The sequence below is a fragment of the Kosakonia sp. H7A genome (genome assembly GCF_003028445.1).
Taxonomy (GTDB): Bacteria; Pseudomonadota; Gammaproteobacteria; order Enterobacterales; family Enterobacteriaceae; genus Kosakonia; species Kosakonia radicincitans.
Window position 1 is genome coordinate 221,246 of the sequence record NZ_PYTZ01000002.1, and the last position, 22,421, is coordinate 243,666.

Genomic DNA, 22,421 nt, shown 5'->3' on the forward strand with positions numbered 1-22,421 from the left:
GCCCGTTTTTTTACCCAATCAGATGACGGATAAACTCTTTCAGCCACATTACCGCCGGGTCGCTGCTGTGGCGCTGGTGCCACAGTAACGCCACTTCGACCGGTTCTGCATCCAGCGGCAGCGGGCTTGCCAGCAAACCGCGCGTTCTCTGCCACTCCGTTGCCAGCCCGGCGGGTACGGTCGCCAGCGCTGGCATTGTTTCCAGCAGACCGGGCAGGGCGGCAAAATGCGGCGTGGTGTAATGCACGCGGCGTTGGCGTCCGGTTTTTGCCAGCAACGTATCGAAATGACTGCTGGTTGCCTCGCGGTAGCTGACCATCAAATGGGGCTGAGCGGCAAACGTATCGATATCCAGCGGCGCGCTGAGCGTCAGTTGTTGCGGGTGCCAGAGCGTGACATATGACATGGTGGTCAGCACTTCACGTTCAAGCCAGCGCGGCCCGGCGGTGGCAACGCTGATCGCCATATCCATCTCGCCGCCTTCGAGCCGCGTGGCATCGCTGAAAGGATCGCTGGCCACCACGTTCAGGCGCATGCCAGGAGCCGCCTGTTGAAGCGCCGGGATCAGACGTGGCATCAGCCACATTTCTACCCAGTCAGCCATACCGAGCGTCAGCGTGACATTCACGGTTTTCGCATCAAACGCCGCCTGCTGAAACAGCGCGCTTTGCAACTGCTCCAGCAGCGGTAGCAGCTCGCTGTGCAGCTCTTCCGCGCGGGCGGTGGGCTGCATGCGATGGCCACTGCGAATAAACAGCGGATCGTCAAACAGCGTGCGCAGACGCGACAGCACGCCGCTCACTGCGGGCTGGCCCAGATGCAGCTTATCCGCCGCAGCAGAGACGCTCTGTTCGCGAAACAGGACGGCAAAGGCGATCAGCAGGTTCAGATCGATTTTACGGAAATCATTCTCTTTGATAGTCATTATCGCTCCAATCAATTGGAGTGATAGTATCGCTGGCGGGATACTGTTGCAACGAAAACAACAGGAGAAAAGTGATGAAACATTATCCTTTGCTGATGGCGCTGGTGGGCGCAACGATGATCTTCAGCACTCATGCAGCGCAGCCGCCCAGTACGCATCAGGCGCAGGCGCCGGGATATTACCGGATGGCGATGGGTGACTGGCAAATCACCGCCGTTTCCGATGGCACGGTCGCCGTGCCGTTTGACAAGCTGCTCACGCATATTTCCCCCGCAACGCTGCAATCGCAGATGGCGAAAGCCAACCTGACGGTTCACGCCGAAACGTCGATCAACGCCTTTGTCATTAATACCGGTAAGCAGTTGATTCTGGTCGATACGGGGGCCGGGCCGCTGTTTGGCGATGCGGGCGGTCATCTCCTGGATAACCTGCGGGCGGCGGGCATCGATCCGGATGCAATTGATATGGTGTTGCTGACTCACATTCATGCCGATCACTCTGGCGGTGTGCAGCGCGACGGCAAGCTGGTGTTTCGCAATGCCACGGTGCGGGTCGATCAGCGCGACGTGGATTTCTGGCTCAACCCGGCGCATCTGAAAGAGGTTGAAGAGAGCCAACGCCACACCTTTGCTGAGTCCGAACGCTCGCTGCGTCCGGTGATTGATGCCGGTAAACTCAGTACCTTCCGCGCACCGACGGAAATCATTCCCGGTATTGATGCGGTGCCTGCGCCGGGGCATACGCCGGGCAGCGTGATCTATCGTGTCACTCACGGCGGTAAGACGCTGATGTTGTGGGGAGACATTATCCATGCGCATCCGGTGCAGCTACCGAACCCTGACGTGGCGATTCATTTTGATGTCAACCAGCAGCAGGCCGTTGCCACGCGCCAGAAAGTGCTGGCGCAGGTGGCCCGTGAGGGGGACTGGATAGCCGCCGCGCATATTGCGTTTCCTGGCATTGGCAAAGTGATAAAAGCCGATAAAGGCTACCGCTGGGTGCCGATTAACTACAGCGCGCAGGGGAACTAACCTGACGGATGGCGCTGCACTTCAGGTTGGGTGAAGTGCAGCCGCCACGCGCTCAGCATTAAAAAATCATCTTAAACACACCTGTCACCACCAGCAGACCAATCAGAAAGATAATCAGGATCACCCAAAGTAAAATCTTCAACATTTTTAACGTCCTTCATGCATACGGAAGTACAAAGCTTAGATAATCTGCTGCATTTTTGCCTTTTTTCTATACTTAATGGTTTGCAATCACCGGAGGGCGAATGATGTCTGTTACCAACGTTGCTGTGGTCACTGCAGCAGATTCCGGTATCGGCAAGCAATGCGCGCTGATGCTGGCAGAGCAGGGCTTCGATATTGGTATTACCTGGCATTCGGATGAAAAGGGTGCGCAAGAGACGGCACGGCAGGTGGAGGCTTTCGGGCGAAGGGCCGAAACCATCCAGCTTGATCTTAGCCAGTTGCCGGAAGGCGCACAGGCGATACAAACGCTGATTTCCCGTTTCGGACGTATCGATGCGCTGGTCAATAATGCCGGCGCAATGAGCAAAGCGCCTTTCCTGGAGGTGACGTTCGAAGACTGGCGCAGCATTTTTACCGTCGATGTTGACGGCGCGTTTCTCTGCGCGCAAATTGCGGCGCGGCAAATGGTGGCACAGGGTCAGGGCGGACGCATCATTAACATCACCTCGGTACATGAACATACGCCGCTGCCGGAAGCGAGCGCCTATACCGCGGCGAAACATGCGCTGGGCGGATTAACCCAGTCGATGGCGCTGGAACTGGTTGAACACAACATTCTCGTCAATGCGGTCGCGCCCGGCGCGATAGCCACGCCGATGAATAACATGAGCGATGATGATGCTAAACCCGGTTCGATGCCGAATATTCCGCTGGCCCGGCCCGGTACCACCAAAGAGATAGCCAGCATGGTTGCCTGGCTCTGTTCAGCGCACGCCAGTTATACCACCGGGCAGTCGTTTATTATCGACGGCGGATTTATGCTCGCTAACCCGCAGTTCAAACCTAAAGCTTAATCGTGCTCTGTGCTGTTCTGGCGCTTTTTACGACGGCGCCGGAACCACCAGCGCAGACAAACCACCAGCGCGATAGCGATGACCAGCCAAATCCAGCGTTTTACATGCTGATCGAACTGATGCAGCCACGGGCCAATCACTTCCCCGCCAACATAGCCCAGCGTGGTGAACAGTAACGCCCAGACGATCGCGCCAAGAATATTCAGCGGCAGAAAGATTTTCGGACGCAGATGGCTGGTGCCAATCAGCAATGGGCCAACGATGCGAAAGCCGTACATAAAGCGCGAACCAATCACAAACAGATATGGATGGCGGCGGATCAGCGTTTGCGCCTGATGGATTTTGTCGCGATGGCGTGAGAAACGGCGCAGTATTTTCATGCCGTAGCGGCGACCGAGCAGATAAAGCAACTGGTCGCCAATCATGCCGCCCAGCGCCACGGAGATAACCACCAGCGGGAAGCGTAATAACCCCTGATGCGCTGCAACTCCGCCAAGCAGCGTAATGGTCTCACCTTCAGCAATACTGCCAATAACCAGCGCGGCGTAGCCATACTGGCTAATCAGATTATTGATATCCATTAAAAAGAAGCCCTCCCGGTAAAACGCTTATAAGCATACACCCGACTGAGGGTTCTTGTCGGAAGGATACGTTGTGCGGCAGCGCTATTTTTACGGCTGTGCAAAAAATAATCGCAAGAGTGAATTATACTTACAGTGTCGTTATTCGGGCTGTCAGCAAGGGGGCGTTATGAACCATGTCTGGGGACTGTTTTCCCATCCCGATCGTGAAATGAAGGTGATCAAAAGCGAAGACGAAACGGTTTCGCATCACTACACTCACCACGTGCTGGTTATGGCGGCGGTACCGGTTATTTGTGCGTTTATCGGTACCACGCAAATTGGCTGGAACTTCGGTGAGGAGAATGTCGTCAGGCTGTCGTTGTTTACCGGCTTCTACATGGCGGTACTGTTTTATGCGCTGATGCTGGCAGGGGTTGCCGTGATGGGCCGCGTCATCTGGTGGATGGCGCGAAGCTATCCGAATCGTCCCGGGCTGGCGCGCTGTATGGTATTTGCCGGATATGTTGCGACGCCGCTGTTCCTGAGCGGTATTGTGGCGCTCTATCCGCTGGTATGGCTGTGCGCGCTGGTGGGTACCGTCGCACTGTTCTATACCGGTTATCTGCTCTATGTCGGTATTCCAACCTTCCTGAATATCAATAAAGAAGAGGGGCTGAGTTTCTCCAGTTCCACGCTGGCGATTGGCGTGCTGGTGCTGGAAGTGCTGCTGGCGCTGACGGTGATCCTCTGGGGCTACGGCTACCGCCTGTTCTGATAAAATGCATTGCTGGCGTAAATGCCAGCAATGCAATCTTCAGCAATGATTCTTCTGTGGCGACAACCCTGCATGGCGGCTATTATGCGCAGGCCAGCCTCATTATTTTCCTGATTAATGAAAGCGGTGTGCGTAACAACGTGCGTGAATAATTTTCAGAAGTCTCACCATGCAGAAATTTCGAGTCTCTTTATTAAGCCTGGCTTTATTGCTGGCTGCGCCCGTGGCGCCGTTTGCTGTCGCGAAAACCACTGCCGCGACCACTGCCGCACAACCTGAAATTGCCTCAGGTAGCGCGATGATTGTCGATCTGCAAACCAATCAGGTGATCTACTCCAGTCACCCGGATCTGGTGCGTCCTATCGCCTCCATCACCAAGTTGATGACCGCGATGGTAGTGCTGGATGCCCATTTGCCGCTGGATGAGAAACTCAACGTCGATATCAGCCAGACGCCGGAAATGAAAGGGATCTACTCCCGCGTGCGCCTGAACAGCGAAATCAGCCGTAAAAACATGCTGCTGCTGGCGCTGATGTCGTCGGAAAACCGCGCGGCCGCAAGCCTTGCGCATCACTATCCGGGCGGTTACAACGCGTTTATCGCCGCGATGAATGCCAAAGCCAAAGCGCTGGGCATGACCAATACGCATTATGTTGAACCGACCGGGCTGTCGATTCACAACGTTTCTACCGCACGCGATCTGACCAAGCTGCTGATTGCCACCAAACAGTATCCATTGATTGGGCAATTGAGCACCACGCGCGAAGAGATGGCGACCTTCAGCAATCCGGCCTATACGCTGCCGTTTCGCAATACCAACCATCTGGTCTACCGCGATAACTGGAATATCCAGTTGACCAAAACCGGCTTTACCAATGCGGCAGGGCACTGCCTGGTGATGCGCACGGTGATTAATAACAAGCCGGTGGCGCTGGTGGTGATGGATGCATTCGGCAAATTTACGCACTTTGCCGATGCCAGCCGTTTACGTACCTGGATTGAAACCGGGAAAGTGCAGCCGGTTCCGGCGGCGGCGCTGAGTTATAAGCGCCAGAAAGCGGCGCAGATGACGCAGAATAACAGCGCAGCAGGCGAGCAAACCGCGCAGAACGATTAATTACTCCGGCAGCGTCCAGTCACCGTCGTTGAGTGGACGCTGCATAATCAGCGTATCCCGCCAGTCCCCTTTCTTGTAGCCGACGCTACGTAGTTGCCCGACAATCTCAAAGCCGTGCTTTTTATGCAGCCGCAGGGAGCCGGAATTATTATTGCCATCGCCAACCACCGCAATCAGTTGCCGCCACGGCCCCTCTTCACAGCGTGCAATCAGGGCGCTCATCAGCGTTGAACCGATACCGCGACCGGTCATGCTGGCATCGACGTAAATCGACTCTTCCAGCGTATAGCGATAAGCCTGACGCGGGCGATAGAAACCGGCGTAGCAGTAACCAACGATAATGCCGTGATACAGCGCAACCATCCACGGCAGGCCATCGCTGGTGATTTTGCTCATGCGAGCACGCATTTCGTCAATCGTCGGGGGAACTTCTTCGAAGGAGGCGCGACCATGCAGCACGTGCCAGGCGTACAGCGAGGCAATGGCGTGCACATCGTCAGGTGTGGCGTCGCGCACCACGACAGCAGGGCCGGAGAGAATATCGACAGCAGACATGGAAAGGTGTGCTCCTTCAAAGCGGGGAGCCAGAGAAACGTTTCTCTGGCGTTTTTCGCTACTCTATTACGAAAGGAGCACACAATACAGCCTGTATTGTGGCTATTTTATCACCACATCAGCGTGATTATCTGTCGTTAATTCCTCTTGCCAGAATTTACGCTTAGTGGTTTTTCCGATACCGGGATTCATGCTGTTTGTCGGATCATTTTCCCGATAAAACTGTTTTAGCGTTTCTGCGGCTTCATACAGGTGACCCACGTTATGTTCGGCAGGGTATTGCGCGCCGCGCTGGCGCAGCAGTTCAAGCATTTGCTCTTTCAGCGCATGGGCGTCGACGCCTTTCTTGACGATATAATCCTGGTGGAAAACGTGGCACATAAAGTGGCCGTAGTAGAGTTTGTGCACCAGTTGGTTGTCGATTTCTGGCGGCAGATGCTCAAACCATTCGGTATCGTTGCGCCTCAGGGCGATGTCGAGCGCCAGAATATCTTCCACTTCATCAGCATGTACCGCCTGATAGCGGATCGCCGCACCGGCGGCGGCAAAGCGATGTAAAAAGGCTTTGCTCCCTTCCTCCGGCGTACAGACGAAAAAGTCGCCTTCGGCGCTGGCAAAATAGTCCGTCAGCCAGTTTTGCGCTTCTGCGATCCCATCGCCTGACATTTTCAACAGCAGATGATGCTCATACTTATCACGCCACGTTTTCATGCGCGGCGGCAGATGAGACGGGAAGACGGCGCTGATTTTTTGCAGTGAACGGTCAATAAAGTGCGGCTTGAACAGCGGCGCTTTATCCAGCACCGCTTCGGTGCGTCCCTTCAGGGTAAAGAACAGCGGCATTTTGTCGGTGCCGAGCTTGTCGATCATCAGGAAGGTGTCTTTACCGTAGCGTTCGGCGATGTCGTAAATATCGCGGTGCATATATTCGCCCGCCACCGGCAGATGGGCGAAGTTCGCCAGAATGTGGCGGCGGATCTCCGTTAATACGGCGGTCTGGTTGGTGCCGATATAGAATACTTGTTGCTGTTTTTCCGCCGGGAAAGTATCCAGACGTACAGCAAAAACCGCGAGTTTGCCCGCACAGCCGGAAGATTCAAACAGCCGATCCGGATCGGCGTTGTAGCGCGCCGGAGTATCGGCTTCGACGTCGCGCACGCGGGTGATGTAATCATGATCGTGACCGTGACGCTGATCGTGGCGCACGTTATCCGCTTTGATGCGCTCGTCATCCAGCGCGCTGAGGATCTGCTCCGGCGTTTCGCCCAAATCAATGCCCAGATGGTTAACTAACTGCAATTTGCCCTGCTCATCGATACGGGCGAACAGCGACATCTCGGTATAGGCCGGGCCGCGCTGCACCAGTGAACCACCGGAGTTATTGCAGATCCCGCCAATCACCGAGGCGCCAATGCAGGAGGAGCCAATCACCGAGTGCGGCTCGCGGCCCAGCGGTTTAAGCGCCTTTTCCAGCGAGTAGAGCGTGGTGCCAGGATACGCCAGCACCTGCTCGCCGTTATCCAGCAGGTGCAGCTTGTCGAGCCGCAGGGTACTGATAATCACGATATCGCGATCATAATCATTGCCGCTGGGCGTTGAGCCTTCGGTCAGGCCAGTATTCGCCGCCTGCATCAGGATGATTTTGTCGGCGTTGACGCAGGCATGCAGCACGCGCCATAGCTCCACTAACGTTCCGGGAAACACCACCGCCAGCGCATCGCCGTGGCCGGAGCGAAAGCCTTTACGGTAGCGGGCGGTTTTAGCGGGATCGGTCAACAGGTGAGATGCGCCGACCAGCCGTTTCAGTTCGTGTAAAAAAGTGCGGTTCTCGTTTGAAGTTGCGAATGACATATTCCACTCCTTGTGGTGAGTCAGCATTTTTGTGCCTGTAATAGTAGTCCTGCTAAACCTGACGGGGGAGTGAATTCGCAGAAAAATCAGAGCCCAACTCTGCAAGACATGCCAGGATTATGGCACACTGCGTTTTTTTCGCGGTCCGTTCCGCGGTTATGGGTGAAATACAAGAGAGTAAATACGACATGAAATGGCTATGTTCTGTAGGTGTCGCTGTGAGCCTCGCGCTGCAACCCGCGCTGGCTGAGGAGTTGATTGGCAACCATCCGCTGACGCCTGAAGCAAGGGATGCATTTGTCACTGAGTTGCTCAAAAAGATGACAGTTGATGAAAAAATTGGCCAGTTGCGTCTTATCAGTGTTGGCCCGGATAACCCGAAGGAAGCTATCCGCGAGATGATTAAAAAGAGCCAGGTGGGGGCGATTTTTAACACCGTTACCCGCCCGGATATCCGCGCGATGCAGGATCAGGCGATGCAGCTTAGCCGCCTGAAAATTCCTCTCTTTTTCGCTTATGATGTGGTTCACGGCCAGCGTACCGTCTTCCCGATTAGCCTTGGCCTGGCCTCCAGTTTTAACCTTGACGCGGTGCGCACTGTAGGGCGCATTTCTGCTTATGAAGCCGCCGATGACGGCCTGAATATGACCTGGGCACCCATGGTGGATGTTTCCCGCGATCCGCGCTGGGGCCGCGTGTCGGAAGGGTTTGGCGAAGACACCTTCCTGACCTCTGAAATGGGGCGCACGATGGTCGAAGCGATGCAGGGCAAAAGCCCGGCGGATCGCTACTCAGTGATGACCAGCGTTAAACACTTTGCTGCGTATGGCGCGGTGGAAGGCGGTAAAGAGTACAACACCGTCGATATGAGCCCGCAGCGTCTGTTTAACGACTATATGCCGCCGTATAAAGCGGCGCTCGATGCCGGTAGCGGCGGCGTGATGGTGGCGCTTAACTCGCTGAACGGCACGCCCGCTTCGTCGGATTCCTGGCTGTTAAAAGATCTGCTGCGCGATCAGTGGCACTTCAAAGGCATCACCATTTCCGATCACGGTGCGATCAAGGAACTTATCAAACACGGCACGGCTGCCGATCCGGAAGATGCGGTGCGTGTGGCGCTGAAGTCCGGCATCAACATGAGCATGAGCGACGAGTACTACAGCAAGTATCTGCCGGGTCTGGTGAAATCCGGCAAGGTGACGATGGAGGAGCTGAACGATGCCACGCGTCATGTGCTGAACGTGAAGTACGACATGGGCTTGTTTAACGATCCGTACAGCCATCTCGGCCCGAAAGAGAGCGATCCGCAAGATACCAATGCGGAAAGCCGTCTGCATCGCAAAGAAGCGCGTCAAGTGGCGCGCGAAAGTATGGTGCTGCTGAAAAACCGCCTTGAAACCCTGCCGCTGAAAAAAACCGACACCGTGGCGGTGGTTGGGCCGCTGGCCGACAGCAAGCGTGACTCAATGGGAAGCTGGTCTGCGGCGGGTGTGGCCGATCAGTCTGTTACCGTGCTGACCGGCATCCGCAATGCGCTGGCCGGTAAAGGCAACGTGCTGTACGCCAAAGGGGCGAACATCACTAACGACAAAGACATCGTTAACTTCCTCAATCTGTATGAACCGGCGGTGGTGGTCGATCCGCGTTCGCCGCAAGAGATGATTAATGAAGCGGTGGCGGCGGCGAAGAAATCCGACGTGGTGGTAGCTGTGGTGGGTGAAGCGCAGGGGATGGCGCACGAAGCGTCCAGCCGTACTGACATCACTATTCCGCAAAGCCAGCGCGATCTGATTGCCGCGCTGAAAGCGACCGGTAAACCGCTGGTGCTGGTGCTGATGAATGGTCGCCCGCTGGCGCTGGTGAAAGAGGATCAGCAGGCTGATGCGATCCTCGAAACCTGGTTCGCCGGGACGGAAGGCGGTAACGCCATCGCCGATATTCTGTTTGGCGATTACAACCCGTCCGGCAAGTTGCCGATGTCCTTCCCGCGCTCGGTGGGGCAGATCCCGGTTTACTACAGCCATTTGAATACCGGCCGTCCGTACAATGCCGACAAGCCGAACAAATACACTTCCCGTTACTTTGATGAAGCGAACGGGCCGCTCTATCCGTTCGGTTACGGCCTTAGCTACACCACTTTCAAAGTCTCTGAGGTGAAAATGTCCGCGCCGTCGATGACGAACACTGGCAAAGTGACCGCCAGCGTGGAGGTGACCAACACCGGTAAGCGCGCGGGTGAAACGGTGATCCAGATGTATTTGCAGGATGTCACCGCGTCGATGAGCCGTCCGGTGAAACAGCTGCGCGGCTTTGACAAGGTGAACCTGCAACCGGGCGAAACCAAAACCGTCAGCTTCCCGATCGATGTGAATGCGCTGAAATTCTGGAACCAGCAGATGAAATATGCTGCGGAGCCGGGCAAATTCAACGTCTTTATCGGTGTTGATTCCGCACGCGTCAATCAGGGCGAGTTCGAACTGCGCTAATCCTTCCCAGGCCGGGCAACCGGCCTGATTTTTTCCGCTATACCTTATTCCTTTATCGTTTAGGGCTTTCACGCGACAAAGCCGCTATTTTTCGGCTACGCTTTTTTCTCAAGCTGCTGAAAAAGGCGGTAAAAAATGAGGGAAGTACAATGACAATCACCCATAAGATTGCGTGCTCACTGCTGCTGGTGGCTGCCACGAGCCTGCCGTTGCAGGCAGCGGAACCGGTAAAAGTGGGATCCAAAATTGATACCGAAGGGGCGCTGCTGGGCAATATCATCTTGCAGGTTCTGGAAAGCCATGGCGTAAAAACAGTCAATAAAGTGCAGCTTGGCACCACGCCGGTGGTGCGCGGGGCGATTACCTCCGGCGAGCTGGATATCTACCCCGAATACACCGGTAACGGCGCATTTTTCTTTAAAGATGAAAGCGATCCCGCATGGAAAAACGCGCAGCAGGGCTACGAGAAAGTGAAAAAACTCGATGCCGAACAGAATAAGCTGGTCTGGCTGACGCCCGCTCCGGCGAATAACACATGGACGATTGCCGTGCGTCAGGATCTGGCGCAGAAAAATAAGCTCACATCCTTAGCCGATCTGAGCCGTTACCTGAAAGAGGGCGGTGAATTCAAACTGGCGGCATCGGCGGAGTTTATCGAACGCACCGATGCGTTACCGGCCTTTGAGAAAGCGTACGACTTTACACTGAAACAGGATCAACTGCTGTCGCTGGCTGGCGGCGATACGGCAGTAACCATCAAAGCTGCCGCGCAGCAAACCTCCGGTGTGAATGCGGCGATGGCCTACGGCACGGATGGTCCGGTTGCGGCGCTGGGGCTGCAAACGCTGAGCGATCCGAAAGGCGTGCAACCGATCTATGCGCCCACGCCGGTGGTGCGTGAAGCGGTGTTAAAAGCGTATCCGCAGTTGGGTGCGTGGCTGAAACCGGTCTTCGCCAGCCTGGATGAAAAAACGCTGCAAAAACTGAACGCCAGCATTGCCGTTGAAGGGCTGGATGCGAAAAAAGTGGCAGCCGATTACCTGAAAGAAAAAGGGCTGGTGAAATAAGCGCTGTTATGGAGGATTCGCGACGTTGCCATAATCGTGTGCTGCTGCTGTTAATGGTCGTCGGGCTGCTGGCAGCCTGGCTACCGTTTGTTAACTATGCGCCAAACCGGCTGGTCTCAGGCGAAAGTCGCGCGTTGTGGCAGCTGTTTCCGGCGTTCTGGCTACTGGTGCCCTGTCTGTTGCTGATACTCAGTTTTGTGCCAGGGCGCGGGGCGCAAATCGGTACGCTGCTGCTGGCCGAAGCGCTGTTCTGCCTTTTGGTATGGAGCGCGGGCAGGGCGGCGACGGAACTGGCGCAGTCGGGCAGCGCGTTGGCGCGAACCTCGCCGGGAAGCGGGTTGTGGCTGTGGCTGGCGTTGGCGCTGCTGGCCTGTAGCGACGCCATTCGCCGCCTTGCCAGCCATCCGGTCTGGCGCTGGCTGCTCAATGCGCAAATCTGGTGTCTGCCGCTGTTCTTACTGCTCAGCGGCGAGCTGGACGATCTCTCATTGCTGCATGAATACCGCAACCGCCAGGAAGTGTTTAATGATGCGCTGGCGCAGCATCTGACGCTGCTTTTCGGTACGCTCATCCCCGCGCTGGGGGTGGGATTTGCCATCGGTTTATGGTGCTACCGCCATCCGACACGCCAGGGGCCGGTTTTCACGGTGCTCAATATCATCCAGACCATTCCTTCTGTCGGGCTGTTCGGCCTGCTGATTGCGCCGTTGGCCGGGCTGGTGCTGCACTTCCCGGTTCTGAGCCGTTTCGGCATTGCCGGAACCGGCATGACGCCCGCGCTGATTGCCCTTATTTTGTATGCCTTGTTGCCGCTGGTGCGCGGCGTGGTCGCCGGGCTTAACCAGGTGCCGCAGGAGGTGCTGGAGAGTGCCGAGGCGATGGGCATGAGCGCGCGCCAGCGTTTCTGGCAGGTACGCATTCCGCTGGCGCTGCCGCTGCTGCTACGCAGTTTGCGCGTTGTGGCGGTGCAGACGGTCGGCATGGCGGTGATCGCGGCGCTGATCGGGGCAGGCGGCTTCGGTTCGTTGGTCTTCCAGGGGCTACTGAGCAGCGCGCTGGATTTAGTGTTGCTTGGTGTGATCCCGGTTATTGCGCTGGCCGTTGTCGTGGATGCGCTGTTTGGTTTAAGCCTCGCGCTGCTGAAGGTAAAACAACATGATTGAATTTAAAAATGTCAGCAAAACCTTTGCCGGACAGCAGGCCGTCAGCCATCTCGATCTGCATGTCAAAACGGGCGCTTTTTCGGTACTGATTGGCACCTCAGGTTCCGGAAAATCGACCACGCTGAAGATGATCAACCGGCTGATCGAGCATGATGAAGGCGCGATTTATTTTGCCGGTGAGGATATTCGCCTGCTTCCGGTGCTGGAGCTGCGCCGCCGCATGGGGTATGCCATCCAGTCGATTGGGTTGTTCCCGCACTGGACGGTGGCGCAGAACATCGCCACCGTGCTGCAACTGCAAAAGTGGTCGCGCGGCCAGCGCGAGGCACGGGTGGATGAACTGATGGCGCTGCTGGGGCTGGATGTTTCCCTGCGCGACCGTTTCCCGCATCAGCTTTCCGGCGGGCAACAGCAGCGGGTCGGAGTGGCTCGCGCGCTGGCGGCCGATCCGGAAGTGCTGTTGATGGATGAACCTTTCGGTGCGCTGGATCCGGTCACCCGCGCGGCATTGCAGCAGGAGATGGTGCGCATTCACCGCCTGCTTGGGCGCACCATTGTACTGGTGACGCACGATATTGATGAGGCGCTACAGCTGGCAGATCATCTGGTGTTGATGGATAAGGGCAAAGTGGTGCAGCAGGGGACACCGCTGGCGCTGCTGACCGCGCCGCACAACGATTTTGTCCGTGAATTTTTCGGTCGTAGCGAGCTGGGCGTGCGTCTGTTGTCGCTGCGCCAGGTGAAAGGCTATCTGCGCCGTGAACCGGTTTATGAGGGAGAACCGCTGCGGGCGGAGATGACGCTGCGCGAAGCGTTGTCGGCGTTTGTCGCCCAACAGTGCGAGATCCTGCCGGTGCATGATGACAGCGGCCAGCCCTGCGGCAGTCTGCATTTCCGTGATTTATTGCGCGTGGAGGCCAGTGGTGAGGCTTCTGCGTGATCCCCTGTTATGGTTGATCGCGCTGTTTGTGGCGCTATTGCTGTGGCTGCCGCACAGCGCTGCGTTATTCAGCACACTGTTTCCGCAACTGCCGCGCCCGGTCTATCTGCAGGAGAGCTTTGTGTCGCTGGCCGCAGCGCATTTTGCGCTGGTGGGCATTTCCAGCGCGATTGCCATTGTGCTGGGTATCGGTGTTGGCATTGTGGTGACCCGCCCGGCCGGGCGTGAGTTTCGTCCGCTGGCGGAAACCATCGCCGCCGTCGGGCAAACTTTTCCGCCGGTGGCGGTGCTGGCGATTGCCGTGCCGGTCATGGGGTTTGGTAAAGAGCCGGCGGTGATTGCGCTGGTATTGTACGGTATTTTGCCGATTTTACAGGGAACGCTGGCCGGGATCGCCGCCGTGCCAGAGAGCGTACAAAGCGTGGCGCAGGGCATGGGAATGAGCGCGTGGCAGCGGTTGGTGAAAGTGGAGCTGCCGCTGGCGGCGCCGGTGATCATTGCCGGTGTGCGCACCTCGGTGATCATCAATATCGGCACGGCGGCGATTGCCTCAACGGTGGGCGCGAGCACGCTCGGTACGCCGATTATCATCGGGCTGAGCGGTTTTAATACGGCTTATGTTATTCAGGGAGCAATTCTGGTGGCGCTGGCCGCGATTATTGTCGACCAGGCATTTGAGCGGTTGACGCGCTGGCTTAGCCAGCACCGCCACGCACAATAAACGAATAACCTGCGAGCATCACGCCGCTGATGCCGCCGATGGCCATCAGCAGAAAAACCGCGATGACGATAATTTTACCAGCCTTCATATGTCGTTCCTTTTGTTAAGGCAAGTAGTATAAAGGGAGCCGGGTTGTTGATAAAACATTAAATACCGAGAAGCGCAACGCGGTGGCCGTTTTCCTGCCATGTCAGCAACTGATGCAGTTGCGCTGTTGTCGGGCTTTCTCCGCACCACACCAGCAGCGTCTGGCCGTCGAACATCTCCGGGCGCAGATGGGTTAACGAATGTGCCAGCACATCTACCCGCCATCCTTGCTGGCTTGCTATCCAGCCTTCCAGCCATAAACGGGGGGTGTCGTGAATATTCCAGCCGATCACCAGCGCGTCCTGGCCGCTCTTTTTGCGCGCCAGCGCCAGAGAGCCGGAAATATGAGTAATCAATATGCCATCGAGCAGGCTGAGCATCGCTTGCAGAGCGGGCTGCGGGTTTTGCAGGCGGTGGCGTAAAGGCATGATCAAATTGCTGGTCAGCGTACTGGCCGGGTAGTCGCGTTCGTGCTCTTTGATCCACTGGTGCAACTGCTGCTGATTGCCCTGTTGCAGGTAGCGCAGCGCGGTCTCTTGCTGCTCCCGCCAGCCGTCGCGAACCTCGTCAGGTTCGCTGGAAAGCAGGGTCTGCACTTTGCTGACCTGAACACCATTACTTATCCAGCTTTTAATTTCCCGAATGCGATCAATGTCCGATTCGGTAAAGAGTCGATGGCCGCCATCCGTGCGTTGAGGTTTCAATAACCCGTAACGTCGCTGCCAGGCTCGCAGCGTGACGGGATTGACATCGCATAACAACGCCACTTCACCAATTGTGTAAAGCGCCATAGTTTCACCTTTGCTTACTGGCTCCCACTTTAACTGTAGCCTCTGGCGGTCGTATGAAGAGAAATTGGCGAAAAATTGCCCGGACGGCAGGTGAAAGGTGAATCATCTGGCAAGACTTTGTGATACAGAGCACGATTTAGCGTTTTTTTGCAGCGCTTCAAAGAAACGTACGGCGACTCCATGTATGTTACGCGCTTTAGTTGATGTGGTATTTGCCGGTATGTACGAATTCAATCTGGTGCTGTTGCTGCTACAACAGATGTGCGTGTTTCTGGTTATCGCCTGGTTGATGAGTAAGACGCGCCTGTTTATCCCGCTAATGCAGGTTACCGTCCGTCTGCCGCATAAATTATTGTGCTATGTCACCTTCTCTATTTTCTGCATTCTTGGCACTTATTTCGGGCTGCACATCGAAGACTCTATTGCGAATACCCGGGCGATTGGCGCGGTCATGGGCGGCCTGCTCGGCGGCCCGCTGGTGGGCGGTCTGGTCGGATTAACCGGCGGCCTGCACCGTTACTCGATGGGCGGCATGACGGCGCTGAGCTGTATGATCTCCACCATTGTCGAAGGGCTGCTTGGCGGCCTGGTTCACAGTGCGTTGATTAAGCGCGGGCGTACCGATCGGGTCTTTAGCCCGCTCACCGCCGGGGCAATCACTTGTGTGGCGGAGCTGACGCAGATGCTGATTATTCTGCTGATTGCCCGGCCGTTCGACAGTGCCCTGCATCTGGTGCAGAGCATTGCCGCGCCGATGATGGTCACCAATACCGTCGGCGCCGCGCTGTTTATGCGTATCCTGCTCGATAAACGCGCCATGTTCGAGAAGTACACCTCGGCGTTTTCCGCCACCGCGCTGAAAGTGGCCGCCTCCACCGAAGGGATTTTGCGCCAGGGTTTTAACGAAGAAAACAGCATGAAGGTGGCGCAGGTGCTCTATAAAGAGCTGGAGATTGGTGCGGTGGCCATTACCGATCGCGACAAGCTGCTGGCGTTTACCGGCATTGGCGACGATCACCACTTACCGGGGCGGCCGATCTCTTCGGTCTGGACGCAGCGCGCCATCGAAACCGGCGAAGTGGTGTACGCTGACGGTAACGAAGTGCCGTATCGCTGCTCGTTGCATCCGCAGTGCAAATTAGGTTCGACATTAGTTATTCCGCTACGCGGCGAAAACCAGCGCGTGGTGGGCACCATTAAGTTATACGAGGCGAAAAACCGCCTGTTCAGCTCCATCAACCGCACGCTGGGCGAAGGGATCGCGCAACTGCTGTCGGCGCAAATTCTCGCCGGGCAGTACGAACGGCAGAAGGCGCTGCTGACTCAGTCGGAAATTAAACTCCTGCATGCGCAGGTGAACCCACATTTCCTGTTCAATGCGCTGAATACGTTGAAAGCGGTGATCCGCCGCGACAGCGACCAGGCCGGGTTGCTGGTGCAATACCTCTCGACCTTCTTTCGCAAAAACTTAAAGCGTCCGTCAGAGATCGTTACGCTGGCGGATGAAATTGAACATGTGAATGCCTACCTGCAAATCGAAAAAGCGCGCTTCCAGTCGCGGTTGCATGTGCAGTTACACGTGCCGGAGGCGCTGTCGCATTTGCAGTTGCCGGCATTTACGCTGCAACCGATTGTCGAAAATGCCATCAAGCATGGTACATCGCAGCTGCTCGGCGTCGGCGAGATTTCCATCAACGCCAGCCAGGACGGGGAACATCTGGTGCTGGCGGTTGAGGATAATGCGGGTCTGTATCAACCGAAAAACGATGCCAGCGGGCTGGGGATGAGCCTGGTGGATAAGCGGTTGCGCGCCCGCTTCGGTAACGACTGCGGTATCAGCATTGCCTGCGAACCGGATCTGTTTACCCGCATTACCTTAAGACTCCCGCTGGAGGAACAGGCATGTTAAAAGTGCTGATTGTTGATGATGAACCGCTGGCCCGGGAAAACCTGCGTATTCTGCTTCAGGAAGAGAGCGACATCGAGATTGTTGGCGAGTGCGGCAATGCCGTGGAAGCGATTGGCGCGGTGCACAAGCTGCACCCCGACGTGCTGTTTCTTGATATTCAGATGCCGCGCATCAGCGGGCTTGAGATGGTCGGCATGCTTGATCCCGGCAATCGCCCTTATGTGGTGTTTCTTACCGCTTTTGATGAGTATGCGGTGCAGGCGTTTGAGGAACATGCGTTCGACTACCTGCTTAAACCTATTGAGGCACGTCGTCTGGAGAAAACGTTGACGCGCCTGCGCCAGGAGCGCGGTGTGCAGGATGTGTCGGTGCTGCCGGAGAATCAGGAAGCGCTGAAATTTATTCCCTGTACCGGGCACAGCCGTATCTGGCTGTTGCAGATGGATGAGGTGGCGTTTGTCAGCAGCCGGATGAGCGGCGTTTATGTCACCAGCCAGGAGGGCAAAGAGGGCTTTACTGAGCTGACGTTGCGTACGCTGGAGAGCCGCACGCCGCTGGTTCGCTGCCATCGTCAGTATCTGGTGAATATGGCGCACCTGAAAGAGATTCGCCTTGAAGATAACGGCCAGGCGGAGCTATTGCTGCGTGACGGGCTGACGGTGCCGGTCAGCCGCCGCTATCTGAAGAATTTAAAAGAGGCGCTGGGGTTGTAAATTCCTGTGCGATGCCTACACTGCGCGCTGGTTTATCATTTTGGGGAAAGAGATGCTTAATAACGATATCCTGCGCAGCCTGCGTTACACACTGCAAGTGGACAATAACGCGCTGGTGCGCATTCTTGCACTGGCGGATACGGTGGTCACCGCCGAACAGATTGCTCCGTGGCTGCGTAAAGAGGATGAGGCAGGGTATAAGCCGTGTCCGGATATTGTGTTATCCGCTTTTCTCAATGGGCTGATTTACGAAAAACGCGGCAAAGATGACAGCGCGCCGCCGCTGGTGGTCGAGCGCAAACTGAATAACAACATTGTGCTGAAAAAATTGCGTATCGCCTTTTCGTTAAAGACCGACGATATTCTGGCGATCCTCACCGCGCAGCAGTTCCGTGTGTCGATGCCGGAAATCACCGCCATGATGCGCGCGCCGGAACATAAAAACTTCCGCGAGTGCGGCGACCAGTTTCTGCGCTATTTCCTGCGTGGCTTAGCCAGCAAGGTGCAAAAGCCGAAAGCGCAGGCCTGATAAGCGAAGCGCCATCAGGCTATGTCGCCTGAGCGTTGTGAAAAACTGCCCGATGACGGCGTTGCGTTATCCGGCTTACGACCTTCACTGGCCCGGTAAGCGTAGCGCCACCGGGCAAGATGACGAATTACTGAACCTCTTTAAAGCCCTTCGCTTTCAACAGCGCTTCCGACTTCTGCATACTGATACCATCCTGCACCGTGCCGGTAAACGCCGTGCCCTGTAATGCGTTCAGATCGGCGAAATTCACCGCGCTGTAATCTACATCCAGCGTCTCCTGCGCATAGGTTTGCTGGTAATCAACGCTCTCTTTGATCCCTTTGACGCTCTGGTATTTCTGGCTGATCGGCCCGAGGACTTTCATCGCTTCCTCTTTGTTGCTCGCGCCAATGGCGCTGTAGTCGATCTTATTTTTCGCCGTCTGGCGCAGCACTTTGTCGTCTTTGTAGTAATAGGTCAGCGTCAGTTCGGTTCCTGGTGCCGACCAGCTAAAGGTTTTACTCTGCTCTTTCTCCCCGCAGCCGCTCAGGCTGAAGAGCAGGGTAAAGGCGAAAAGGGCGGCAAAAAGATGACGGATATTCACGGTGATTCCCCTGTTTCCATAAACTGGTATCAGTATAGAAAAAAGGCGCTGATATCAGCGCCTTTATTGTTATTTGACCTGTTGGCCTGCTTTCGCACCGCTGTCCGGGCTGAGCAGGAAGATGTCCTTGCCGCCAGGGCCTGCGGCCATCACCATCCCTTCGGAGATGCCGAAGCGCATTTTACGCGGCGCAAGGTTTGCCACCATCACCGTCAGGCGGCCAATCAGCGCGCTCGGGTCCGGGTAGGCAGAACGAATGCCGGAGAAGACATTGCGTTTCTCGCCGTCCAGATCCAGCGTCAGGCGCAGCAGCTTGTCAGAGCCCTCAACGAATTCCGCGTTCTCAATCAGCGCCACGCGCAGATCGACTTTGGCGAAATCATCAAAGCTGATGGTTTCCTGAATCGGATTGTCGGCCAGTTCGCCGGTCACCGGTGCGGCAGCCGCTTTCACTTCTTCTTTCGACGCTTCAACCAGCGCTTCGACCTGTTTCATCTCAATGCGGTTGTACAACGCTTTGAAGGTATTCACTTTATGGCCGAGCAGCGGCTGGTTAATGGCACCCCACTCCAGCGTGGTGTTGAGGAACGCTTCCGCGCGCTCAGAGAGCGATGGCAGAACCGGTTTCAGGTATGTCAGCAGAACGCGGAACAGATTGATGCCCATTGAGCAGATGGCCTGCAGATCGGTATCGCGGCCTTCCTGTTTTGCCACCACCCACGGCGCCTGCTCATCAACATAGCGGTTAGCCACATCGGCCAGTGCCATGATTTCGCGTACCGCTTTGCTGAATTCGCGGTTTTCCCACGCTTCACCAATGCTGGCTGCCGCGTCGATAAAGGTCTGGTACAGCGCCGGATCCGCCAGCTCTGCCGCCAGCACGCCGTCAAAGCGTTTGGCGATAAAGCCCGCGTTACGGGAGGCCAGATTCACCACTTTGTTGACGATGTCGGCGTTCACGCGCTGGATAAAGTCTTCCAGGTTAAGGTCGATATCATCAATGCGCGAAGAGAGCTTCGCCGCGTAGTAGTAGCGCAGGCTGTCGGCATCAAAATGGTTCAGCCAGGTGCTGGCTTTAATGAAGGTGCCACGCGATTTGGACATCTTCGCGCCGTTCACCGTCACATAGCCGTGAACAAACAGGTTGGTCGGCTTACGGAAATTGCTGCCTTCCAGCATCGCAGGCCAGAACAGGCTGTGGAAGTAGACGATATCTTTACCGATAAAGTGATACAGCTCGGCGTCGGAATCTTTCTTCCAGTATGCGTCGAAGCTGGTGGTATCGCCGCGTTTGTCGCACAGGTTTTTGAACGAGCCCATGTAGCCGATCGGCGCATCCAGCCAGACATAGAAATATTTGCCCGGCGCGCCCGGGATTTCGAAGCCGAAGTACGGCGCATCGCGGGAGATATCCCACTGTTGCAGCCCGGATTCGAACCACTCCTGCATTTTGTTGGCCACCTGCTCCTGCAGCGCGCCGCTGCGGGTCCATGCCTGTAACATTTCGCTGAAGGAAGGCAGATCGAAGAAGAAGTGTTCGGAATCACGCATTACCGGCGTCGCGCCGGATACCACTGATTTCGGCTCGATCAGCTCGGTCGGGCTGTAGGTCGCGCCGCACACTTCGCAGTTATCACCGTACTGATCCGGCGATTTACATTTCGGGCAGGTGCCTTTCACAAAACGGTCCGGCAGGAACATGCCTTTTTCCGGATCGTAGAGCTGAGAGATAGTGCGGTTCTTAATAAAACCGTTCTCTTTCAGGCGCGTGTAAATAAGCTCCGACAGCTCGCGGTTCTCGTCGCTGTGCGTGGAGTGGTAGTTGTCGTAGCTGATGTTAAAGCCAGCAAAATCAGTCTGATGTTCCTGACTCATTTCGGTGATCATCTGCTCCGGGGTGATCCCCAGCTGCTGCGCTTTCAGCATGATCGGCGTGCCGTGGGCATCGTCCGCGCAAATGAAGTTCACCTCGTGGCCGCGCATTCGCTGGTAACGGACCCAGACATCAGCCTGGATGTGCTCCAGCATATGGCCGAGGTGGATAGAGCCGTTGGCGTACGGCAGTGCGCACGTTACCAGAATTTTCTTCGCGACTTGAGTCATAGTAGGCATTACATCTTCTTGAGAAAAAGGGGTATCGATAGTACCAAAAGGGGAATTAGCGCGCTACGCGATCGAGGCGTTTTAGACCATATATGCAGATATGGGAATAATTGAACGACGCTATCAGGAGCGTTTTAAACCACATGCGCCAATATGCGCAATAATTACGCTATGTGTTAACGGCATGAATCCGTAAATGGATAATTATTACCTGTGCGGTAAACTTGGCCGCTACAATGTCGTTTCTTCAGAACAACTACAAAGGAGTCGGGATGAGTTCGCAATCCCCGGCCAAATCCCCGGAAGCTTTGCGCGCCATAGTTTCGGGAACATTGGCCAATTTTCAGCACCCAACCCTGAAGCATAACCTCACGGCGTTAAAAGCCGTGCACCATGTTGCGTGGCTGGATGGCACCCTGCATATCGAACTGGTGATGCCGTTCGTCTGGCGTACCGCGTTTGAAGAGTTAAAAGCGCAGTGCAGCGCGGAGCTGCTGCGCATTACCGAAGCGCGCGCCATCGACTGGAAGCTGTCGCACAACATCGCCACCCTGAAACGCGTGAAGAATCAGCCTGGCGTCAACGGCGTGAAAAATATCATTGCGGTCAGCTCCGGCAAAGGCGGGGTAGGGAAGTCCTCCACGGCGGTAAACCTGGCGCTGGCGCTGGCGGCGGAAGGGGCAAAAGTCGGTATTCTGGATGCGGACATCTACGGCCCGTCTATTCCGCTGATGCTGGGCGCAGAACATGAGCGCCCAACCTCGCCGGACGGAACGCATATGGCGCCGATCATGGCGCATGGCCTGGCGACCAACTCCATCGGTTATCTGGTCACCGACGATAACGCCATGGTGTGGCGCGGCCCGATGGCCAGCAAAGCGTTGCTGCAACTGTTGCAGGAATCGATGTGGCCGGATCTTGATTATCTGGTGCTGGATATGCCGCCAGGCACCGGGGATATCCAGTTAACGCTGGCGCAGAACATTCCGGTTACCGGCGCAGTGGTGGTTACCACGCCGCAGGACATTGCGCTGATCGACGCCAAAAAAGGCATCGTGATGTTTGAGAAAGTGGAAGTGCCGGTTCTGGGGATCGTCGAGAACATGAGCATGCACATTTGCAGCAACTGCGGTCACCACGAGCCGATTTTCGGCACCGGCGGCGCAGAGAAACTGGCGGAACAGTATCACACCCAACTGCTTGGTCAGTTACCGCTGCACATTACACTGCGTGAAGATCTGGATAAGGGCACACCGACGGTGGTCAGCCGCCCGGACAGTGAATTTACGGCTATCTACCGCAATCTTGCGGATCGTGTTGCCGCGCAGCTTTACTGGCAGGGTGAAGTTATTCCTGGCGATATCGCTTTCCGCGCGGTGTAAAACCCGCATGGTGGCGATGCGGATCTGAAGATGGCGACGTCGCAGGTTCGAAGAGAGAGCAGGCCGGATGGGGTAATCCCGCATTCCGGCCTGCAATTTTACTGCTTCACC

21 protein-coding genes are annotated in these 22,421 nt (G+C 56.2%); 13 read left to right on the forward strand and 8 right to left on the reverse strand.

Annotation, left to right across the window (positions count from 1 at the left end):
* Positions 1–10 precede the first annotated feature (10 nt).
* Positions 11–925, reverse strand: a complete 915-nt coding sequence (locus CWM66_RS09035) for a LysR substrate-binding domain-containing protein (RefSeq protein WP_081120728.1) — start codon at positions 923–925, stop codon at positions 11–13.
* A gap of 74 nt (positions 926–999) precedes the next feature.
* Here CWM66_RS09035 and CWM66_RS09040 point away from each other — a divergent pair, with 74 nt between their 5' ends.
* Both CWM66_RS09040 and CWM66_RS09045 read left to right on the forward strand, forming a co-directional pair.
* Entirely contained in the window at positions 1,000–1,956 is a 957-nt protein-coding gene (locus CWM66_RS09040) for an MBL fold metallo-hydrolase (protein ID WP_107146559.1), read from the forward strand.
* A 245-nt stretch (positions 1,957–2,201) separates the two neighbouring features.
* Positions 2,202–2,975, forward strand: a complete 774-nt coding sequence (locus tag CWM66_RS09045; RefSeq protein WP_369878874.1) for an SDR family oxidoreductase — start codon at positions 2,202–2,204, stop codon at positions 2,973–2,975.
* Here CWM66_RS09045 and CWM66_RS09050 read toward each other — a convergent pair.
* Complete coding sequence (locus tag CWM66_RS09050; protein WP_072439697.1) at positions 2,972–3,556, reverse strand: DedA family protein; 585 nt, start codon at positions 3,554–3,556, stop codon at positions 2,972–2,974. The two genes, CWM66_RS09045 and CWM66_RS09050, sit on opposite strands and share 4 nt — an antisense overlap.
* Positions 3,557–3,725: 169 nt before the next feature.
* On the opposite strand from CWM66_RS09050, the gene CWM66_RS09055 reads away from it, so the two are divergent.
* Together CWM66_RS09055 and pbpG are read left to right on the forward strand one after the other, a co-directional pair.
* Entirely contained in the window at positions 3,726–4,313 is a 588-nt protein-coding gene (locus CWM66_RS09055) for a Yip1 family protein (RefSeq protein WP_007371193.1), read from the forward strand.
* A 169-nt stretch (positions 4,314–4,482) separates the two neighbouring features.
* Entirely contained in the window at positions 4,483–5,430 is a 948-nt protein-coding gene (gene pbpG / locus CWM66_RS09060; RefSeq protein WP_007371194.1) for a D-alanyl-D-alanine endopeptidase, read from the forward strand.
* On the opposite strand, the gene CWM66_RS09065 is transcribed toward pbpG, so the two are convergent.
* Positions 5,431–5,985, reverse strand: coding sequence for a GNAT family N-acetyltransferase (locus tag CWM66_RS09065; protein WP_035888864.1), 555 nt, complete (start codon positions 5,983–5,985; stop codon positions 5,431–5,433). It abuts the gene before it with no gap.
* 102 nt (positions 5,986–6,087) lie between these two features.
* A complete protein-coding gene (gene dld / locus CWM66_RS09070; protein ID WP_007371196.1) occupies positions 6,088–7,836 on the reverse strand; it encodes a D-lactate dehydrogenase in 1,749 nt (582 codons plus the stop codon).
* Between the two features lie 188 nt (positions 7,837–8,024).
* Between dld and bglX the strand changes: the two genes are divergently transcribed.
* From bglX to CWM66_RS09095, 5 genes are all read left to right on the forward strand, one after another.
* Positions 8,025–10,322 (forward strand): beta-glucosidase BglX, encoded by a 2,298-nt coding sequence (gene bglX, locus CWM66_RS09075; protein ID WP_107146740.1) that lies wholly within the window; start codon positions 8,025–8,027, stop codon positions 10,320–10,322.
* A gap of 149 nt (positions 10,323–10,471) precedes the next feature.
* Entirely contained in the window at positions 10,472–11,389 is a 918-nt protein-coding gene (locus CWM66_RS09080; protein ID WP_072439698.1) for an ABC transporter substrate-binding protein, read from the forward strand.
* 8 nt (positions 11,390–11,397) lie between these two features.
* Positions 11,398–12,552 carry an ABC transporter permease gene (locus tag CWM66_RS09085; RefSeq protein ID WP_035888868.1) on the forward strand — a complete coding sequence of 385 codons (1,155 nt, stop codon included), beginning with the start codon at positions 11,398–11,400 and terminating at the stop codon, positions 12,550–12,552.
* On the forward strand, positions 12,545–13,492 hold the full coding sequence (locus CWM66_RS09090) for an ABC transporter ATP-binding protein (protein WP_090396470.1): 948 nt from the start codon (positions 12,545–12,547) through the stop codon (positions 13,490–13,492). Before CWM66_RS09085 ends, CWM66_RS09090 begins: the two co-directional genes overlap by 8 nt.
* Complete coding sequence (locus CWM66_RS09095) at positions 13,476–14,213, forward strand: ABC transporter permease (protein ID WP_007371201.1); 738 nt, start codon at positions 13,476–13,478, stop codon at positions 14,211–14,213. The genes CWM66_RS09090 and CWM66_RS09095 overlap by 17 nt, the downstream gene beginning before the upstream one ends.
* Here the strand turns inward: CWM66_RS09095 and CWM66_RS09100 are convergent.
* Positions 14,188–14,301, reverse strand: a complete 114-nt coding sequence (locus tag CWM66_RS09100) for a protein YohO (RefSeq protein WP_007371202.1) — start codon at positions 14,299–14,301, stop codon at positions 14,188–14,190. The genes CWM66_RS09095 and CWM66_RS09100 overlap by 26 nt on opposite strands.
* A gap of 58 nt (positions 14,302–14,359) precedes the next feature.
* A complete protein-coding gene (gene mlrA / locus CWM66_RS09105) occupies positions 14,360–15,091 on the reverse strand; it encodes an HTH-type transcriptional regulator MlrA (protein ID WP_035888870.1) in 732 nt (243 codons plus the stop codon).
* 220 nt (positions 15,092–15,311) lie between these two features.
* Here mlrA and CWM66_RS09110 point away from each other — a divergent pair, with 220 nt between their 5' ends.
* From CWM66_RS09110 to CWM66_RS09120, 3 genes are read left to right on the forward strand one after another with little or no spacing between them, the layout of a single operon-like run.
* Positions 15,312–17,000, forward strand: a complete 1,689-nt coding sequence (locus tag CWM66_RS09110) for a sensor histidine kinase (RefSeq protein WP_007371204.1) — start codon at positions 15,312–15,314, stop codon at positions 16,998–17,000.
* Complete coding sequence (gene btsR, locus CWM66_RS09115) at positions 16,994–17,713, forward strand: two-component system response regulator BtsR (RefSeq protein WP_007371205.1); 720 nt, start codon at positions 16,994–16,996, stop codon at positions 17,711–17,713. Before CWM66_RS09110 ends, btsR begins: the two co-directional genes overlap by 7 nt.
* A 52-nt stretch (positions 17,714–17,765) precedes the next feature.
* Entirely contained in the window at positions 17,766–18,242 is a 477-nt protein-coding gene (locus CWM66_RS09120; RefSeq protein WP_007371206.1) for a DUF1456 family protein, read from the forward strand.
* Positions 18,243–18,369: 127 nt separating this feature from the next.
* On the opposite strand, the gene CWM66_RS09125 is transcribed toward CWM66_RS09120, so the two are convergent.
* The gene (locus CWM66_RS09125) at positions 18,370–18,825 is read right to left on the reverse strand and encodes a YehR family lipoprotein (protein ID WP_007371207.1); all 456 of its coding nucleotides are present in this window, start codon (positions 18,823–18,825) and stop codon (positions 18,370–18,372) included.
* 69 nt (positions 18,826–18,894) lie between these two features.
* Positions 18,895–20,928, reverse strand: a complete 2,034-nt coding sequence (gene metG / locus CWM66_RS09130; RefSeq protein ID WP_107146560.1) for a methionine--tRNA ligase — start codon at positions 20,926–20,928, stop codon at positions 18,895–18,897.
* A gap of 272 nt (positions 20,929–21,200) precedes the next feature.
* Between metG and apbC the strand changes: the two genes are divergently transcribed.
* Positions 21,201–22,310: an iron-sulfur cluster carrier protein ApbC gene (apbC, locus tag CWM66_RS09135; protein ID WP_007371209.1), complete on the forward strand. Its 1,110-nt coding sequence runs from the start codon at positions 21,201–21,203 to the stop codon at positions 22,308–22,310.
* Positions 22,311–22,421 lie beyond the last annotated feature (111 nt).

Excerpts from the sequence above, each read along its gene's own strand:
- CWM66_RS09035 (WP_081120728.1), bottom strand. The coding sequence starts at position 925 with ATGACTATCAAAGAGAATGATTTCCGTAAAATCGATCTGAACCTGCTG.
- CWM66_RS09040 (WP_107146559.1), top strand. The coding sequence starts at position 1,000 with ATGAAACATTATCCTTTGCTGATGGCGCTGGTGGGCGCAACGATGATC.
- CWM66_RS09045 (WP_369878874.1), top strand. The coding sequence starts at position 2,202 with ATGATGTCTGTTACCAACGTTGCTGTGGTCACTGCAGCAGATTCCGGT.
- CWM66_RS09050 (WP_072439697.1), bottom strand. The coding sequence starts at position 3,556 with ATGGATATCAATAATCTGATTAGCCAGTATGGCTACGCCGCGCTGGTT.
- CWM66_RS09055 (WP_007371193.1), top strand. The coding sequence starts at position 3,726 with ATGAACCATGTCTGGGGACTGTTTTCCCATCCCGATCGTGAAATGAAG.
- pbpG (WP_007371194.1), top strand. The coding sequence starts at position 4,483 with ATGCAGAAATTTCGAGTCTCTTTATTAAGCCTGGCTTTATTGCTGGCT.
- CWM66_RS09065 (WP_035888864.1), bottom strand. The coding sequence starts at position 5,985 with ATGTCTGCTGTCGATATTCTCTCCGGCCCTGCTGTCGTGGTGCGCGAC.
- dld (WP_007371196.1), bottom strand. The coding sequence starts at position 7,836 with ATGTCATTCGCAACTTCAAACGAGAACCGCACTTTTTTACACGAACTG.
- bglX (WP_107146740.1), top strand. The coding sequence starts at position 8,025 with ATGAAATGGCTATGTTCTGTAGGTGTCGCTGTGAGCCTCGCGCTGCAA.
- CWM66_RS09080 (WP_072439698.1), top strand. The coding sequence starts at position 10,472 with ATGACAATCACCCATAAGATTGCGTGCTCACTGCTGCTGGTGGCTGCC.
- CWM66_RS09085 (WP_035888868.1), top strand. The coding sequence starts at position 11,398 with ATGGAGGATTCGCGACGTTGCCATAATCGTGTGCTGCTGCTGTTAATG.
- CWM66_RS09090 (WP_090396470.1), top strand. The coding sequence starts at position 12,545 with ATGATTGAATTTAAAAATGTCAGCAAAACCTTTGCCGGACAGCAGGCC.
- CWM66_RS09100 (WP_007371202.1), bottom strand. The coding sequence starts at position 14,301 with ATGAAGGCTGGTAAAATTATCGTCATCGCGGTTTTTCTGCTGATGGCC.
- mlrA (WP_035888870.1), bottom strand. The coding sequence starts at position 15,091 with ATGGCGCTTTACACAATTGGTGAAGTGGCGTTGTTATGCGATGTCAAT.
- CWM66_RS09110 (WP_007371204.1), top strand. The coding sequence starts at position 15,312 with ATGTACGAATTCAATCTGGTGCTGTTGCTGCTACAACAGATGTGCGTG.
- btsR (WP_007371205.1), top strand. The coding sequence starts at position 16,994 with ATGTTAAAAGTGCTGATTGTTGATGATGAACCGCTGGCCCGGGAAAAC.
- CWM66_RS09120 (WP_007371206.1), top strand. The coding sequence starts at position 17,766 with ATGCTTAATAACGATATCCTGCGCAGCCTGCGTTACACACTGCAAGTG.
- metG (WP_107146560.1), bottom strand. The coding sequence starts at position 20,928 with ATGACTCAAGTCGCGAAGAAAATTCTGGTAACGTGCGCACTGCCGTAC.
- apbC (WP_007371209.1), top strand. The coding sequence starts at position 21,201 with ATGAGTTCGCAATCCCCGGCCAAATCCCCGGAAGCTTTGCGCGCCATA.